This window comes from Kribbella sp. NPDC050470 (assembly GCF_044458365.1).
Taxonomy (GTDB): Bacteria; Actinomycetota; Actinomycetes; order Propionibacteriales; family Kribbellaceae; genus Kribbella.
In genome coordinates this window covers 818847-833982 of the sequence record NZ_JBITHV010000001.1, presented here as the reverse complement: position 1 = coordinate 833982, position 15136 = coordinate 818847, and the positions used below count along the sequence as shown (strand labels likewise).

Here is a 15136-nt window from a genome sequence, read left to right as displayed (position 1 = left end):
GACGGATCCTGGTCGTGGGCGCGACCGGACTGGTTGGCGCAGCGGCGACAGAGCACTTCGCCGCGCGACCTGGCTGGGAGGTGGTCACGCTGTCGCGACGGCCTCCGCTGGGCTGGACAGGTCCGCACCTACAGGTCGATCTGACCGACCAGAACGCTTGCGCAGCGGCGTTTCGCCAAGGCCCGCCGATCACCCATGTGCTGTACGCGGCTCTGCAGGAGGAGGACGATCTGGAGGCAGGCTGGCGCAGCGATCAACAGCAGCAGACCAACCTGGCCATGCTCCGCCACGTGCTCGACGGCGTTGAACGTAACGGAGCCCTGGAGCACGTCACCGTCCTGCAGGGTGGAAAGGCGTACGGCTCACATCTCGGCCGAGTGCCGGTGCCGGCCAAGGAACGCTGGCCCCGATTGCCGCACCGCATCTTCTACTGGCAGCAGGAGGACCTGCTCCGCGAGCGGGCCGCCGCCGGGCGATGGTCGTTCAACATCCTGCGCCCCCAGCTCATTCTGGGGCGCGCAACGTCGAGCCCGATGAACATCATCTCGGCGATCGGCGTCTACGCCGCCGTACTGCGGGAAATGGGCCGTCCCCTGGACTTCCCTGGAGGCGGAATCTACGTCACGGCGTGCAGCGACAGCCGCCTCATCGCCCAGGCCGTGGAGTTCTGCGCGACCACGGATGCCGCATCGGGCGAGACCTTCAACGTGGTGAACGGCGACGCCATCGTCTGGCGCGACCTGTGGCCCTCGATCGCGGCCCACTTCGACATGCCCGCCGGCGAGCACGTCCCGATGCGCCTGGCCGAGGAGATGCCACGGCAGGCCGGCGTCTGGGACGACATCGTGGCCAAGCATGGGCTGCAACCGCGAACCATGCACGACGTGGTCGGTTCCTCCTGGCAGACCGCAGACCTGACGTTCGGCTTCGGCAAAGAGCGCCCCTTCGACCGTCTCATGAGCCCGGTCAAACTACGTCTGGCAGGGTTCCCAGGCTGCATGGACACCGAGGACGCAGTCTTGTACTGGCTGCGCCGCCTTCAGGCGGAGAGGGTCATCCCGTCCTAGTGAGGCGCTGCGCGATGAGCTGCGCCAAATGCAGGGCGGACCGGTGCGCGAGGTCGTTCACCTGAGTGCGGCACGAGAACCCATCAGCAAGTACGACGTCCCCCTGCTCCGATCGCGCGATGGCCGGCAGAAGTTGCTGCTCTGCGACCGCTACCGAGACGTCGTAGTGACCTCGCTCCATGCCGAAGTTGCCGGCCAGCCCACAGCACCCGCCCACGCGATCGACGTCGGCGCCGGCCCGCGCGAGCAGGGTGGCGTCGGCGTCCCAACCCATCACCGCGTGGTGATGGCAGTGCGGCTGCGCCACCACTCGCAGGTCCGACATGTCCGGCGGTGTCCACGACGGATGATCAGCCAGGAGTTCGGCAAGCGTGACGATCCGGCCGGCCACCTCACGCGTGACATCACCCGGCACAAGACGGACCGCGTCGTGCCGTAGCGCAGCGGTGCACGAGGGTTCGATGCCGACGATCGGCAGCTCGCCGGTCGTGCGGCTGAGCGAGTCGATGGTGCGACCCAGGATCCGCTTTGCCTGGTCGAGTTGTCCGGTGGAGATCCAGGTCAACCCACAGCACACCTCGCGTGGAGTGAGGCGGACGCGGTATCCGGCCGCCTCGAGAACTGTCACCATCGCCTTGCCGACCTCCGGCGTGAACAGGTCGGTGAAGCTGTCGACGTACAGGAACACGTCTGCGGCCGCTCCCTCGTTCGCACCACGGTTGTGGTACCAGCTGCGGAACGTCTCTGCCGGGAAGCTGGGCACATTGCGATGCGGATCGATTCCCGCGACCGTGAGAAGCAGCCGCTGGAGTCCAGGCACCCGACCGAGGCGATTGACCACCGCGGGCGCATGACTGGCCAGCCGAGCCCATCGGGGCAGGCGACCGAGCGAGTAGTGACTGAGCGGTCGAAAGCGTCGCCGGTAGGTCTGGTGCAGAACCTCCGACTTCCAGGTCGCCATGTCGACGCCTGTCGGACAATCCGTGGCACAGCCCTTGCAGGAAAGGCACAAATCCAGCGCTTCGTGGACCGCGGGACTGCGCCATCCGTCGATCAGCTGCCCGTTCACCATCTCCTGCAGGACGCGCGCCCGGCCCCGGGTCGAGTCCTTCTCTTCGCGGGTGGCGACGTACGAGGGGCACATCACCGTGCTGCCTGCGCTTGCCGTCACCCGGCATTTCCCGACCCCGGTACACCGGTGCACTGCCTCCCCGAAGTCACCTCCGTCCTCGGCATAGGCGAAGCCGACTTGGCGGAGCTGCGGGAGCGACGATGTCATCCTGAGTGCGCCAACTAGCGGCACCGGTTCGACGAGAACGCCAGGGTTGAGTACGCCGTCCGGATCGAACACATGCTTGACCGCCGCCATGATCCGCAGCGCCTCTGGCGAGTACATGATCGGCAGCAGCTCACTACGCGCCCGTCCGTCGCCGTGCTCGCCCGACAGCGAACCGCCGTGACGGACGACAAGTTCGGCCGCCTCAGTGAGGAAGGCACGCATGCGGTCCGCGCCGTGATCGGCCCTGAGAGCGAAGTCCAGCCGGGTGTGTACGCAGCCGTCGCCGAAGTGACCGAATGGCATATGGGTCAGTCCGTTCCGGCGCACGAGCTCCTCGAACTCCTTGAGATAAGCGGCCAGAGCCACCGGCGGTACGGCCGCGTCTTCCCAACCGGCCCACGCGGGAGCACCCGAAGGAGCCCGGCCGGCCAACCCCGCGCCGTCCTCCCTGATCCGCCACAGCGCGGCGCTCTGCTCGATGTCACCGATCACCCGTGCTTCGAGGGCATCGACGGACGCGGCCAGCTCGCGCGCACGGTCGAGTACTTCCGAGCGGGACTCGCCAGGAAGCTCCACGAGGAGCCAGGCCGCACCCCGCGGCAGGTTCGGTACGGCGGCCGCACCCCGCCGGCGCCGGACCACGTCGACGATCCGGGCGTCGAGTCCTTCGCACGCAGTCGGGCCGTACTCGAGCACCATCGGCGTGGCTTCCGCCGCGCTGACGATGTCGTCGAACCCGAGCACTACCAGGACACGCTCGGCAGGCTCTGCCACCAGGCGCACGGTCACCTCGGTGAGCACGCCCAACGTGCCCTCCGAGCCGACCAGCGCCCTGGTGAGGTCGAACCCGTTCTCGGGTAGCAGGTTGTGCAGCGCGTACCCGGAGACCTGCCGCCCGAATCGGCCGAACTCGGTGCGCAGGACGGCGAGGCCGTCCCCCACGACCGACCGCACCTCGGCGACACCGGCGGCGAAGCCATCGGTCCGGGGACCGCCGACGCCACGACTGGCGAACAGTTCGTCACCGGTGCCGGTGACCAGCCGCAGCGCTTCCACATTGTCCGCGGTCCGGCCGTAGCCGAGCGCGCGGGAGCCGCACGCGTCGTTCCCCACCATCCCGCCGATCGTGCAGCGGCTGTGCGTCGAGGGATCCGGACCGAACCGCAGGCCGTGAGCGCCGGCGGCTCGCTGAAGGTCGGCCAGCACCACCCCGGGCTGCACTCGGGCGAGCCGGGTGGCCGGGTCGACGTCGAGAATGCCGTGCAGATTGCGGCTGAGATCGAGGACGAGGCCCGGCCCGATGGCGTTGCCGGCCACCGAGGTGCCGGCACCGCGGGCGGTGACCGGCACCCCGAGCTCACGCGCCGCACCGACCGCCAGTGCGACCTCGGCGGCCGAGGCGGGGAACGCGACGGCCTCGGGGACAACGCGGTACAACGAGGCGTCGGCCGAGTAAGCGGCGCGCGTGGTCGTGTCGTCCCGTACGTCGTGGAGCCCGGCCGCACGCAACCGTGCTGCGATCGAGCGTGCTGCATTCGAAGGCACACGTAAACCTTTCTCGATTCACGCGCGCCCGCGGCTCAGATGTGCTTGACCCCCATTGCGGTGAGGGCCGACGAAAGCTCGTGCGCTCGTTCGCGCACGAGCTCCCCGATGGCATCGAAACCGCCCTCGGGAGCGCGTGAGGTGGGTATGGCAACAGTGAGACCGCCGACGACGGTGTCACCGGAGATGAGCGGAGCGGCGACGCCGTCGACACCGACGACGCGCTCTTCGAAGGACGTCGCGTAGCCGAGCTGCCGAGCCGACTCGACGTCCTTCTTGAGAGCGGCGACCGTGGTCGGCGTCCGCGGAGTGAACTCGGTCAGCTCGAGGCTGTCGAGGGCGATGTCGGTCGCGGAGAGGATCGCCTTGCCGACCGCGCCGGCGTGCAGGGGCAGCCTGGTGCCGAGGGCCTGCACGTGCCGGACCGAGTGGTTGCTCTCGACCCGGTGGACGAAGGTCGCGAAGGTCTCTCCTTCGTTGTACGTCGCCAGGTAGCAGGTCTCCCCGACCTGGTCGACGAGCGCGGACATGATGTCGTCCACGATCTTGAGCGACGGGACGACCCCGAAGACCCGCGCCGCCAACTCGACGAGCCGCCGGCCGACCGTGTACCCGCCGTCCTCGCGCTGCTCGGCGTACTGACTCTCCGCGAGCGCTTGCAGGATCCGGTGGGTCGAGCTGCGACTGTTCCCGGTCGCCTCGGCGATCGTGCGGACGCTGAGCACACCTGCGCTCTGCGTCAGTGCGTACAAGGTGTCGGTGACACGCTGGGAGATAGGGACGGACTGGCCGCCCTTCTCCTCGCCGCTCTGATCGGTCGTCATTGGCCGTCCTTGCTCCTCGAGTGCTCTCCCCAAAGCGCGCACTGTAGCTGCCGCCGACCAGCGCACCGGTGATCACGGTCTCAGCTCATGCTGGCACACGGGTGTGCAGGCCGATGATCTCCCGCGCCTCGTCGGGCGAGGCGATCTCCCGGCCGAGCAACGTGGCCAGTTGGACAGCCTTGTCGACCAGCCGCGCGTTGCTGTCCGCGAGCTCGCCCGGGCTCAGATACGGGTTGTCCTCGTAGCCCACCCGGATGTGCCCACCCATGCCGATGGCCATGGCCAGGATGTTCCAGTGACGCTCAGGGCTCATGACACTGACGTTCCAGTTCACTCCGGTCGGCAGGGAGTCGACCATGAACTGCAGCGCTCGCTCCTGCGGCGGCGTCCACGACCCGCCGTCCCAGTCGATGAAGAGCGTCGTCCACACCGGCCCCGGCAGCAGCCCTTCGTCCTGCAGACGGCGAAGGTTCCAGAGCGCCCCCGAGTGAAAGGACTCGACCTCGATCTTCACGCCGTGCTCGGCGGTCACCTTCGTGTACTCGCGCAACTCCTCCAGCGGGTGCAGTGAGTAGATGGCGTTCGGCGGGTACGACGGGTCCGGCTGGAAGTACTCGTCGTGGGAGTTGAACGCCACCGACATCATGTCGGGCCCAAGCTTCATCAGCGGGACGCGATCCTCGAGCCGGGCGCCGGCGATGCCGTACTGGATGATGCCGTCCGCCCGGTCGCGGATGGACACGGTCATCTCCTCCCACCCGTCGACGTCGAGACGGCTCAGCTTCTTCCCGTCCTCCTGGATCTCCGCCTCGAGCGCCCTGATGCCGTGAAGATGCGCGATCGAGGCTCCCGCCTCGAGACACCGCACGTACTCGTCGGCGATGGCGACCGCATTCTCCCGGGTCGACGGCAGGCAATAGTGGTTCGCCGGATACGAGACCCGCGAGTCACACGCGGCGGTGATGATCAGCTTGTCCATGGGTTCCTTCTGTTCTCTGCTCGACATGTCCCGCTCAGTGGGACGATGTCCCATGAACGTAGCTCGATGATCGTTGCCCGTCAATCCCCCGGTGCCGGTTCGGTCACTCATGGCACAGTGGTCGACACGGTGTACGCCGTACGGAGCTCACCGAGTCCGTCGATGGCCACGGTCACGGAGTCACCGTCCACCAACGCCACGCCGCGCGCCTTGCCGACGCCCGCCGGCGTGCCGGTGAGGATGACATCGCCGGGCAGCAGACCCACGACGCCGGAGACGAAGGCGATCAGCTCCTCGATCGGATGGTGCATCGACGAGACGAGGTCGTCCTGGACGACGTCGCCGTTGTGCACGGTGCGAATCCGCAGGCGGCCAGGGTCCGGCACATCCGAGCACCGGACCACTCCTGGCCCCAGTGCGGAGCCGCGATCGAATGCCTTGGCAGCGAACCAGTCGACTTGGAACCGATCAGCCAGAACGGACGGCTGGAGGTCCCGCGCGGAACCGTCGTTGCCGATCGTGTAGCCGGCAAGGTGGGCTGCCGCGGCCTCCGGCATGATGCACCGGCCAGACCTGCCCACGACGACAGCGAGCTCGCCCTCGTAGTCGAAGAAGCTCGAAGCCGTCGGCAGCTCGACCGTCGACGCGTGACCGACGAATGCCGACGGCGGCTTCAGGAAAATCGCCGGACGCGGCGGGCTCGCGCCACCCGCCTCAGCCGCGTGGGCCGGGTAGTTCTGCGCCACGCAGAAGATTCGTGCACTGTCAGTGACAGGAGGCAGCAGCGACAAGCTTTCTGCCGGAATCGCAGGACCCTGAGTGGGCAACCCTGCGTGAGCCCACCGTTCGACGCACTCGGCCCAGGCCTCGTCGCCGAGCCCGGTCGGCAGCACCTGCCCTCGCTCGAGCACGCCGATCTCCGGTCGCCCGCTGTTGATGAAACGCACCAGCGCCTGCGCCATATCGCTCCCTCTCCCGCTTTCTGGTCGGCCCTTCGACAGCCACGTAACGACCTCTTGACAGCCGTGTGACCCGAACCATACGTTGTGGGACAGCGTCCCGGCAATCGGGACACCTGGGGGAAGAGTCGGGGAGTTCTTCCCCATCGGTCTTGGAAGGAACGACGACGATGATCCGATCTCGCTGGGCGTGGGTTGCCGGCACTGTTGTCACGGTCGCGGTCGCAGCCGGCGCCTGCAGCCAGCCGGTCGCCCCGACGGCTCAAAGCAGTGCCGTCAAGCTGGTGAAGGTGAAAGGCCTCTTCGCGAGTGCCTCGAACAACGTGCCGATGATGGTGGCCGCCGAGAACGGCTACTGGCGGGAGCGAGGACTGGACGTGTCCGTCCAGGTGCTCGACACCGGATCCGCGATCGCCACCGCCCTGGTCACCGGCGCGGCCGACATCGGCGCCGGGAACGCGACCTCGAGTGTCCCGCTGTCACGCGCCGCGGGGAACAACTTCGTGATGGTCGGGCCGTACCACAACAACCCGCTGGTGGTCGCGGGCACCGAGCGGGTCGCGATCATCGCCGGGAAGGACTCCGGCGTCCGGGCCGGCGACCCCCGCTCGCTGATCGGCAAGTCCGTCGCCATCACCGAAGGCAACACGAACGAGAACTTCCTGCGCGCCTACCTCGAGGCGCACGGGATGTCGATGAAGGACATCAAGCCGGTGAACATCGGCCTCGCGGACATGCCGACGGCGCTCTCCCAGGGCAACGTCGACGTCGTCGTACCGATGGAACCGCCGGTCAGCCAGATCATCCGCACCATGGGCGACAAGGCCGTGGTTCTGCAGCGTGGCGGGCCCTACGGCTCGAGCGTCGTCGGCGTCATGGTCACCGACAAGTACCTGGCCGAGCATCCGGATGTCGTGAAGCAGTACGTCCTCGGAGCCTGGGAAGGCGTCAAGTTCACCAGGGAACACCCCGAGGAGGCGGCGGCGATCGCCCAGCGCTACATCTCCGGAGCCAACGTCGAGGACGTCGCCGCGGGACTCAAGCAGATGAGCTCCGAGTTCGACCCGCGCATCTCGCCCTGCACTGAGAAGGCCGTGATGACCGAACAGGCGAAGCTGATCGCGGACCACAGCATGAAACTTGCCAAGCCGCTGCCGTACGACAAGGTCGTCGCCACCGACTTCATCAACGGACTGCTCGCGGACGACGCGAGTCTGGCCGAAGGCTTGGCGCCGCTGCCGACCACCGTGTCCGAGTGCAAATGAACAGGGGTACGGCGATGACCGGACAGCCACTCATGGAACCGGCAACTCAGGCACCCAGTTCGACGCGGAAACCGCTCCTCGAGGCGATCGGTCTGAGCCACGAGTACGAAGTACGCGGGTCGAAGGTCACCGCGCTGGACGACGTCAACCTGACCATTCGCGAAGGCGACTTCGTGACGATCGTCGGCCCGAGCGGGTGCGGGAAGTCCACCTTGGCAAGCATGTTCGCGGGACTCATCAAGCCGACCCGCGGCCAAGTGCTCTACGACGGGAAGCCGATCGAAGGTCCGTCGCGCGAACGGGGCATGGTGTTCCAGGAACTCGCCGTACTCCCCTGGCGGACCGTGACCGACAACATCGCCCACGGACTCCAGATCGCCGGCGTCCCCAAGGCCGAACGCAACCGGCGAGTCGCCGAACTGGTCAAGCTGATCGGGCTGGAAGGCTTCGAGAGCAAGTACCCGCGCGAGCTGTCCGGGGGTATGCGGCAGCGGGTGGCGGTCGCCCGGACCTGGGCACCTGAACCACCAGTGATCCTGATGGACGAACCGTTCGCTGCCGTCGACGCGATCACCCGCCTGACCCTCCAGGAAGAGCTGATCAGGCTCGCCAAGACGACGCAGCGCACCGTCGTCTTCATCACGCACAGCGTGGACGAGGCCGTCTTCCTCGGCGACTACGTCGTCGCCATGACCGCGCGGCCCGGTCGCGTGCTGGAGATCGTCCCGGTGAACCACCCGCCCGGTCAGCGGACCTGGGAGGCCATGGCCACCGACACCCGGCTGCAGGAGATCGTCTCCCACGTCTTCGAACTGGTGCGCGGCCGGGCCGCTCCGCCCGAGGCCGGGAAGCGGGCCGGGCGATGACGGTGACCACCGCACATCTGGACACGCGAGGCGGCGATCAACTGGCTCCGCTGCGGCGATTCCGCTTGTCGGGCCGCCCGCGCATCTGGCTCCTGCAGGCCGTCCCGTTCGCCGTCCTGCTCCCGTTGTGGCAACTGGCCGCGGCCAGGTTCGACGACGACACCATCCTGCCCGGTCCAGCCCGAGTCGGCGGGGCCGCCGCCGAACTCATCGAGCGCGGCATCCTTCCCGCCGCGGCCCAAGGCAGCTTCACGACCCTGCTCATCGGCACCGGCATCACGATCGCGGTGGTGTTGCCGCTGGCCGTCCTGCTGGCCCTGAACAGCACGGCCGCCGGGTTGATCCAGCCGATGGTCCGGTTCATCAGCAATGTCCCCGCCATCGCGCTGATCCCGCTGTTCATCGTGTGGTTCGGCTTCACCGACAGGGCCGTGTACGCGACCCTCGTCTACACCGCGGCGATCCCGCTGCTGTTCTCCGCCATGACCGGCGTACAGAAGATCCCGCAGGTGTACGTCAACGGTCTCAAGCCGCTGGGAGCCGGCACCCTGCACACGATCCGTGCCGTTTACCTGCCGGGAGCGACACCGGGAATCGTCGTGGGCATCCGGCTGGCGTTCAGCTACGGATGGCGGTCGGTCGTGGCCGGCGAACTCATCATCGGCAGCGGTGGCCTCGGCGAGATGCTCTCCCGCGCGCGCTCGACGAACCAGATCGACGAGATCATCGCCGTGATGATCGTCATCAGCATCCTCTTCCTGGTCATCGACCGGCTGTTCCTCTTCCCCTGGGAACGAGTCGTCGCCGGCCGATGGTCATCTCTGTAGGGGGTATGCCAACCATGAGTACGACTCTTGTGAACGTGTCAGCGGCCGTCCGGCGGTCGCCGTGGGCGCAGACCGCTGTGTCCCTGCTCATCATGCTGGGCCTGTGGATCCTCGCCACCACGATCCTGGGAGTGCCGGCCTTCACGTTGCCCACCCCCACAGCGGTGACCAGCGCGTGGTGGGAAGCGGCCGCTGGTGGCGGCCTCTTCTCCGACATCCTCATCAGTGCGACCCGTTTGCTGCTCGGCGGCGGCGCCGGCATCGCGACCGGCATCGTGCTCGGCGTCCTGGCCGGGCTGAGCGGCGCCGTGCGGGTATCCCTCGAACCCCTCGTCAACGCAATGTCCGGAATCGCCGGAATCGCCTGGATCCCACTGGCCTTGGCCTGGTTCGGAACCGGCCTGGCGATGTCCACCTTCGTCATTTGGAACGGCGTGTTCTTCGTGGTCTTCGCCAATGCCGCGCTCGGTGTCTCCAGAGTGCAACCGTCGCTGGCCCAGTCCGTTCGGACCATGGGCGGCGGATGGTGGGAGGTCCTGCGCACGGTCGTCCTCCCCGGCGCCCTGCCGGACATTCTGACCGGCGTCCGTGTCGGGCTGAGCTTCGCCTGGCGCGCACTGATCGCCGCCGAACTCCTCGGCGCCCCTCAAGGATTGGGCCAGTGGATCAACCGGGCCGCCCTCAACCAGCGGTCGGACCAGATCCTCGCCGGCTGCATCACGGTCGCCGTACTGGGGGTGTTCCTCGAACGCGTGACGGTGTCCCAGATCGCCAAGCACACCGTCGTCAAATGGGGAACCATCACCGACGCGAGTGGAAGGGGCGGTCGATGACCAAGCGAATGGCGCTGGCCCGCATCGCCTTCGGGATCCTGCTTCTGGCCCTGCTGTACGGAGGTCCGTACCTCTACGGACGCGCGACGGCGGACGACAAGCTCGCCGACTGCCTGGCCGGCACCGCAAGTCCGCAGAATGTCGTTGTGAAGCTGTCCTACGTACCGGGCCCCACACAACTCGAAGACCTTCAGCGGTACGGGCGGTACGGCGGCAGCCGCGGTGACCTGCAGAGCGTCGTGCTGCTCGACGTGCCGGCGCAGAACGTGACGCTGCTGTCTCAGTTGTACTGGATCGACCGAGTCGAGGCGGAGCACGGATGCTGACTTCCGGCGAGAGCGCGTCCACCGCGGACGCCGCGTCGCTTCCGACGTACGCCGAACTGCTCGAGCGCCACGACGGGCAGCCGCCGGGCTCGTCGTGGGGCGTATTCGGCCCCGACGATCACCTGGGCACCTTGAACCTCCTCGGCCCGGAGCAGGCCCGCGCCGCCGTTGGACTGGTCCGGCGCGGAAAGGTCTTCAACCTGGACTACGAGGTCAACGCCTTCACACCGTCGGTCTCCCCGAACAGGCAATCGGCGAAGCACACCATGTTCTCCCGCCACGACGGCTGCGTCCGCGACGACCGGCTCGACGAGTACTACCTCCAGGTCAGCTCCCAGATCGACGGCCTCCGGCACCATCGACACCCCTTACACGGGTTCTACGGAGGCGTGAACGACGACGCGGTCGCAGTGAGCTCACCGGCACTCGGCATCCAGCACGCCGCCGCGAAGGGAATCGTCGGTCGGGGCGTCCTCCTGGACGTCGCACGCCACCTCACCGCCATCGGCCGGCCACTCGATCTGCGCAGCGCCGAAGCCATCGACACAAAGACTCTCGACGACGTCGCGGCCGCGCAGAACGTCGAACTGCAGCCCGGCGACATCCTCCTGATCCACACCGGCTGGGCCTGGCACGCGATCGAAGAGCTGACCACCGAGGAGAAATCCGCTCTTTCGACCAGCCGCCAGTTCTGCGGCTTGCGCCAGTCCTCCGAGACACTCGCCTGGATCTGGGACCACCACTTCTCGATGGTGGCGTCCGACACCGTCGCAGTCGAAGTGATGCCGAGCGACCCCGACTCCCCCTTCCACGGCAACGTCGGCCGAATGATGCACCCCGACCTCATCGCCCTCCTCGGCATCCACCTCGGCGAACTCTGGCAACTCCACGACCTGGCCCAAGACTGCGCCACCGACGGCACCTACGAATTCCTCCTCACCGCCAAACCCCTCAACCTCCTCGGCGGCGTAGGCTCCCCACCCAACGCCCTGGCCATCAAATGACCGCCCCCCTCAACCACTGACCTGTCCCCCGGACACACAACAGCGGGGCAAACCGCCTCAGGCCGGTCGAGGTTGAGGACCCTCGGGCAGGCCCTCGACGACCCAGGTCAGGTCCTCTCCGTAGGTTCCGGGGCTGCCGAAGCCGGGGACCCGTCGAAGCGGGAGCCCGGCCTCGATGTCGGCTTGACGCAGGCTGAAGTCCCTCAACATCTCCACCGCCAGGATCCGTTGATGAGGATCCAGCGCGTCCACCCGAGCCCACTGATGCATATCGGTGACGAGCAGACCGTATGCCGACGCCATCCTCTCGAGCTGCTCGAGCTTGACAGGATCCGTAGAAAAGAACGTCGCAACCGTCCCCAGCACGGCAGACGCCAACGCGACGACACCACTGACCACCGGACTGACCAGCTGAGACAAGGCTCCTGCACCAGCCACCGTCGCAACGACAGAGGCAGACAACGTCAACACCCTGGTACGACGCCTCTCCCGACCGGCTCGCCGGGCACACCACAACTCCTTGTCACGACAGCCGTCAGCGAATTCGCTGATCTCCTGGACAGCCACGTCGAGCTGCCGCCGTCGCCACACCTGGTCCTTGACGTCCATCCGCTGCCCCCTCGCAAGCACGCACCAACGCCTGCCGGCGTCGCGCCGTGGGAGCAATATCGGATACCCGCGACCGTCTGAGCAATGTGCTGACGGCAACAATCTGGCTGAGCATCTCGCAGCTCCGTACCACAAGACTGGAAACATGATTCTCGGACGATGTGCGGGCGGGCGGTCTGGGCGAGGAAGAACCGGGTGAATCGGGAGAGCGTCCGGGCGCTGGCAGCGTCGGCGTGCCGGTGGGGCGGATGGTGAGGATCATCTTCACCGGCTCGCGGAACGTGAACGTCACGATGCCGGTCGGCACCGTTCCCTCGTACCGGCCCTCGGGTGCGGTGGTCGCGACGTGCAGGACGGTGGTCGCTCGCCAGGGATCGTTGCCTCAGGCGCGTTTGAGGTACTTCGAACCCTGCAGCAGCCAGGACCAGGTAGTCCATCGTCGCCTCTGGTCCACCGGCGACGTTGGCCGGCAGGTGCAACGTCGCACCCTCGACCGGTGCCGGTTGCGCCGTCATGCCCGCGACGTGGATGGTGCCGGTCAGCTGCACCGTGTGGACCGGGTCGTCGAGACAGCTGTCCAGGTTGGGGATCGACTTCGAGCCGTCGCGTGATCCCGCCCTGCCGAGCAATCGGCGGGCCTCGGGCGCTAACGGTACGGCGGGCGGGCCGCGCGCCGTACCGCCGCCGGGTTGTAGTCGTCCTACTGGGTGAACTTTTCGTGCGCGGCCATCGCCGCGCCGACGATGCCGGCGTTGTTGAGGAGCTGAGCCGGCTTTATCGGGGTGGAGATCTCGAGCAGCGGCACCCACTTGTCGGCGTGCTTGCTGACCCCGCCGCCGACCACGAACAGGTCGGGGGTGAACAGGTTCTCCACGTGCCGAAGGTACCGCTGCACCCGCTTGGCCCACTGCTTGTACGACAAGCCCTCGTTGTCCTTCGCCGCCGAGGAGGCCTTCGTCTCCGCGTCGTACCCGTCCAGCTCGAGGTGACCGAGCTCGGTGTTGGGCACAAGCTGGCCGTCGAGCAGCAGCGCGCTGCCGATACCGGTGCCGAAGGTCAGCAGGATGACCACGCCGTCGACACCCTTGGCCGCCCCGAACCGGGCCTCGGCGATACCAGCCGCGTCGGCATCATTGAGCACCGTCACGTCGCAGTGGGTGATGTCGGTGAGAACCCTGTCGACATCGGTCCCGATCCAGCTCTTGTCGACGTTCGCGGCGCTCCTGGCCACCCCGTTCTTGATGACGGCCGGGAACGTCACACCCATGTCACCGGTCCACCCGGCCTCCTTGACCAGCCGGCCGACGACCGCGGCGACGGCCTCTGGGGTGGAAGGGCTGGGCGTCAGGTACTTCACCCGCTCCGTAGCCAGGTCGCCCTTCTCCAGGTCGACGATGGCGCCCTTGATCCCGCTGCCGCCGATGTCGACCCCGAAAGCAGTCGACGTACTCATCCTCGGCATCTGATCTCTCCCCTCGCCCGCAGTTGCCGCACCGTGTCAGCGTCCTCGCCGGCGTCGAGCAGAGCGGCACAACCGGCCACCGACGCGTATCGACCACACATGATGGCCAGCCTGCCACGCCCCTCAAACGCCGTCAGCGACGGGCTGGCGGAATCACTCTCGTCCGGTGCCCCGCGCTCTGGTACGACAAGCAGCGACTCGCTGGTCATCCGTCTGCGGCCTGCAGCCCGAGTGTTCCTAAACGACCGTTTACGGCGCAGCGCAGCACCCGCTGCGGGACCACCCGGCGAGCCCGTGGGCACGTCGACGCCAATTTCCTTGAGCCCGGAGCTGTGATCGTGTTGGCTGGCGGCACCGAGCTGTCAGTACCGCTGGTGTCCGCTTGGCTGGAGTAGGGAGTTGAACGTGCAGGACGTTGACGTCGACCCCGGTGCCCATAATCGGGCAGCCTGGGACAAGTTGGTTCAGGTGGGTAATGAGTGGTCGAGGCCGGTGAGTGCTGAGGAGGTCGAGGCCGCCCGCAGGGGCGACTGGTCGATCGTTCTCATCGGGCGTGAGCCTGTCGACCGCTCCTGGCTGCCGACGGACCTGACCGGCAAGGACGTGTTGTGCCTGGCCTCCGGGGGTGGCCAGCAGGGTCCGATCCTCGCCGCCGCAGGGGCGCGGGTCACCGTGTTCGACAACTCGCCCGGCCAGCTCGGCCAGGACCAGATGGTGGCGGCGCGCGACGGACTCGAGCTTCGCACCGTCCTGGGTGACATGCGCGACCTCAGCGCCTTCGACGACGCCGCATTCGACGTTGTGTTCAACCCGGTCTCGAACTTGTTCGCACCCGACTTGGCATCGGTATGGCGTGAGTGCTTCCGCGTACTGCGACCCGGCGGAACTCTGCTCGTGGGCTTCCTCAACCCTGATGTGTACCTGTTCGACCACGAGGCCCTCGACGAGCGCGGCGAGCTGGTCGTCGTGCACAAGCTGCCCTACAGCGATGTCACGCAGTACTCCGCCGAGGAACGCGCAACCAAGTTCGGCGCGGATTCCCCCCTTGAATACAGTCACACCCTCACCGACCAGATCGGCGGGCAACTCGCCGCGGGGTTCGTCCTCACCGGCTTCGCGGAAGCACCGCACCATTCCAATGCATCCGCCCAGTACATGTCGCACTATTTTGCGACGCTGGCGGTCAAGCCAGGCTGATCGCGGCACCCGCCGAGACGGCCTTGCCATCAACCTCCGATCGCGTGCAGGCGCAGCGTAGGCGAGCAGGGCGAGGAGTTCGGCGGTCGCCGAA

General features: G+C 67.4%; 14 protein-coding genes. 8 read left to right on the top strand and 6 right to left on the bottom strand.

Annotated features, from left to right (window positions below; translation table 11 throughout):
- Window positions 1-14 precede the first annotated feature (14 nt).
- The gene (locus ACIBGM_RS03940) at window positions 15-1067 is read left to right on the top strand and encodes an SDR family oxidoreductase (protein ID WP_396384409.1); all 1053 of its coding nucleotides are present in this window, start codon (window positions 15-17) and stop codon (window positions 1065-1067) included.
- On the opposite strand, the gene ACIBGM_RS03935 is transcribed toward ACIBGM_RS03940, so the two are convergent.
- The 4 genes from ACIBGM_RS03935 to ACIBGM_RS03920 form a co-directional block, all read right to left on the bottom strand.
- A complete protein-coding gene (locus ACIBGM_RS03935) occupies window positions 1054-3891 on the bottom strand; it encodes an FAD-binding and (Fe-S)-binding domain-containing protein (protein WP_396384408.1) in 2838 nt (945 codons plus the stop codon). The genes ACIBGM_RS03940 and ACIBGM_RS03935 overlap by 14 nt on opposite strands.
- 35 nt (window positions 3892-3926) lie before the next feature.
- Window positions 3927-4715: an IclR family transcriptional regulator gene (locus ACIBGM_RS03930; RefSeq protein ID WP_396384407.1), complete on the bottom strand. Its 789-nt coding sequence runs from the start codon at window positions 4713-4715 to the stop codon at window positions 3927-3929.
- 85 nt (window positions 4716-4800) lie between these two features.
- Window positions 4801-5694, bottom strand: coding sequence for a 3-keto-5-aminohexanoate cleavage protein (locus ACIBGM_RS03925; protein ID WP_396384406.1), 894 nt, complete (start codon window positions 5692-5694; stop codon window positions 4801-4803).
- Between the two features lie 107 nt (window positions 5695-5801).
- Window positions 5802-6656 (bottom strand): fumarylacetoacetate hydrolase family protein, encoded by an 855-nt coding sequence (locus ACIBGM_RS03920; RefSeq protein WP_396384405.1) that lies wholly within the window; start codon window positions 6654-6656, stop codon window positions 5802-5804.
- 167 nt (window positions 6657-6823) lie between these two features.
- On the opposite strand from ACIBGM_RS03920, the gene ACIBGM_RS03915 reads away from it, so the two are divergent.
- Genes ACIBGM_RS03915 through ACIBGM_RS03890 form a run of 6 tightly spaced genes read left to right on the top strand, consistent with a single transcriptional unit; the run spans window position 6824 to window position 11774 of the window.
- A complete protein-coding gene (locus ACIBGM_RS03915) occupies window positions 6824-7918 on the top strand; it encodes an ABC transporter substrate-binding protein (RefSeq protein WP_396384404.1) in 1095 nt (364 codons plus the stop codon).
- Window positions 7915-8784 carry an ABC transporter ATP-binding protein gene (locus tag ACIBGM_RS03910; RefSeq protein WP_360517576.1) on the top strand — a complete coding sequence of 290 codons (870 nt, stop codon included), beginning with the start codon at window positions 7915-7917 and terminating at the stop codon, window positions 8782-8784. Before ACIBGM_RS03915 ends, ACIBGM_RS03910 begins: the two co-directional genes overlap by 4 nt.
- The gene (locus ACIBGM_RS03905) at window positions 8781-9611 is read left to right on the top strand and encodes an ABC transporter permease (protein ID WP_360517267.1); all 831 of its coding nucleotides are present in this window, start codon (window positions 8781-8783) and stop codon (window positions 9609-9611) included. The genes ACIBGM_RS03910 and ACIBGM_RS03905 overlap by 4 nt, the downstream gene beginning before the upstream one ends.
- 14 nt (window positions 9612-9625) lie before the next feature.
- The gene (locus ACIBGM_RS03900; RefSeq protein WP_360517264.1) at window positions 9626-10444 is read left to right on the top strand and encodes an ABC transporter permease; all 819 of its coding nucleotides are present in this window, start codon (window positions 9626-9628) and stop codon (window positions 10442-10444) included.
- Complete coding sequence (locus tag ACIBGM_RS03895) at window positions 10441-10770, top strand: hypothetical protein (RefSeq protein WP_396384403.1); 330 nt, start codon at window positions 10441-10443, stop codon at window positions 10768-10770. Before ACIBGM_RS03900 ends, ACIBGM_RS03895 begins: the two co-directional genes overlap by 4 nt.
- Window positions 10764-11774: a cyclase family protein gene (locus ACIBGM_RS03890; RefSeq protein WP_396384402.1), complete on the top strand. Its 1011-nt coding sequence runs from the start codon at window positions 10764-10766 to the stop codon at window positions 11772-11774. The genes ACIBGM_RS03895 and ACIBGM_RS03890 overlap by 7 nt, the downstream gene beginning before the upstream one ends.
- Window positions 11775-11831: 57 nt before the next feature.
- Here the strand turns inward: ACIBGM_RS03890 and ACIBGM_RS03885 are convergent, their stop codons facing one another.
- Together ACIBGM_RS03885 and ppgK are read right to left on the bottom strand one after the other, a co-directional pair.
- Entirely contained in the window at window positions 11832-12383 is a 552-nt protein-coding gene (locus ACIBGM_RS03885; protein ID WP_396384401.1) for a hypothetical protein, read from the bottom strand.
- A gap of 700 nt (window positions 12384-13083) precedes the next feature.
- Window positions 13084-13836 carry a polyphosphate--glucose phosphotransferase gene (gene ppgK, locus ACIBGM_RS03880; RefSeq protein ID WP_396384400.1) on the bottom strand — a complete coding sequence of 251 codons (753 nt, stop codon included), beginning with the start codon at window positions 13834-13836 and terminating at the stop codon, window positions 13084-13086.
- A 414-nt stretch (window positions 13837-14250) separates the two neighbouring features.
- Between ppgK and ACIBGM_RS03875 the strand changes: the two genes are divergently transcribed.
- Window positions 14251-15042, top strand: coding sequence for a class I SAM-dependent methyltransferase (locus tag ACIBGM_RS03875; RefSeq protein WP_396384399.1), 792 nt, complete (start codon window positions 14251-14253; stop codon window positions 15040-15042).
- Window positions 15043-15136 lie beyond the last annotated feature (94 nt).

Bases quoted from the DNA above. Each gene is read 5' to 3' on its own strand.
- ACIBGM_RS03930 (WP_396384407.1), bottom strand. From the start codon at position 4,715: ATGACGACCGATCAGAGCGGCGAGGAGAAGGGCGGCCAGTCCGTCCCT.
- ACIBGM_RS03925 (WP_396384406.1), bottom strand. From the start codon at position 5,694: ATGGACAAGCTGATCATCACCGCCGCGTGTGACTCGCGGGTCTCGTAT.
- ACIBGM_RS03920 (WP_396384405.1), bottom strand. From the start codon at position 6,656: ATGGCGCAGGCGCTGGTGCGTTTCATCAACAGCGGGCGACCGGAGATC.
- ACIBGM_RS03915 (WP_396384404.1), top strand. From the start codon at position 6,824: ATGATCCGATCTCGCTGGGCGTGGGTTGCCGGCACTGTTGTCACGGTC.
- ACIBGM_RS03910 (WP_360517576.1), top strand. From the start codon at position 7,915: ATGAACAGGGGTACGGCGATGACCGGACAGCCACTCATGGAACCGGCA.
- ACIBGM_RS03905 (WP_360517267.1), top strand. From the start codon at position 8,781: ATGACGGTGACCACCGCACATCTGGACACGCGAGGCGGCGATCAACTG.
- ACIBGM_RS03900 (WP_360517264.1), top strand. From the start codon at position 9,626: ATGAGTACGACTCTTGTGAACGTGTCAGCGGCCGTCCGGCGGTCGCCG.
- ACIBGM_RS03895 (WP_396384403.1), top strand. From the start codon at position 10,441: ATGACCAAGCGAATGGCGCTGGCCCGCATCGCCTTCGGGATCCTGCTT.
- ACIBGM_RS03890 (WP_396384402.1), top strand. From the start codon at position 10,764: ATGCTGACTTCCGGCGAGAGCGCGTCCACCGCGGACGCCGCGTCGCTT.
- ACIBGM_RS03885 (WP_396384401.1), bottom strand. From the start codon at position 12,383: ATGGACGTCAAGGACCAGGTGTGGCGACGGCGGCAGCTCGACGTGGCT.
- ppgK (WP_396384400.1), bottom strand. From the start codon at position 13,836: ATGAGTACGTCGACTGCTTTCGGGGTCGACATCGGCGGCAGCGGGATC.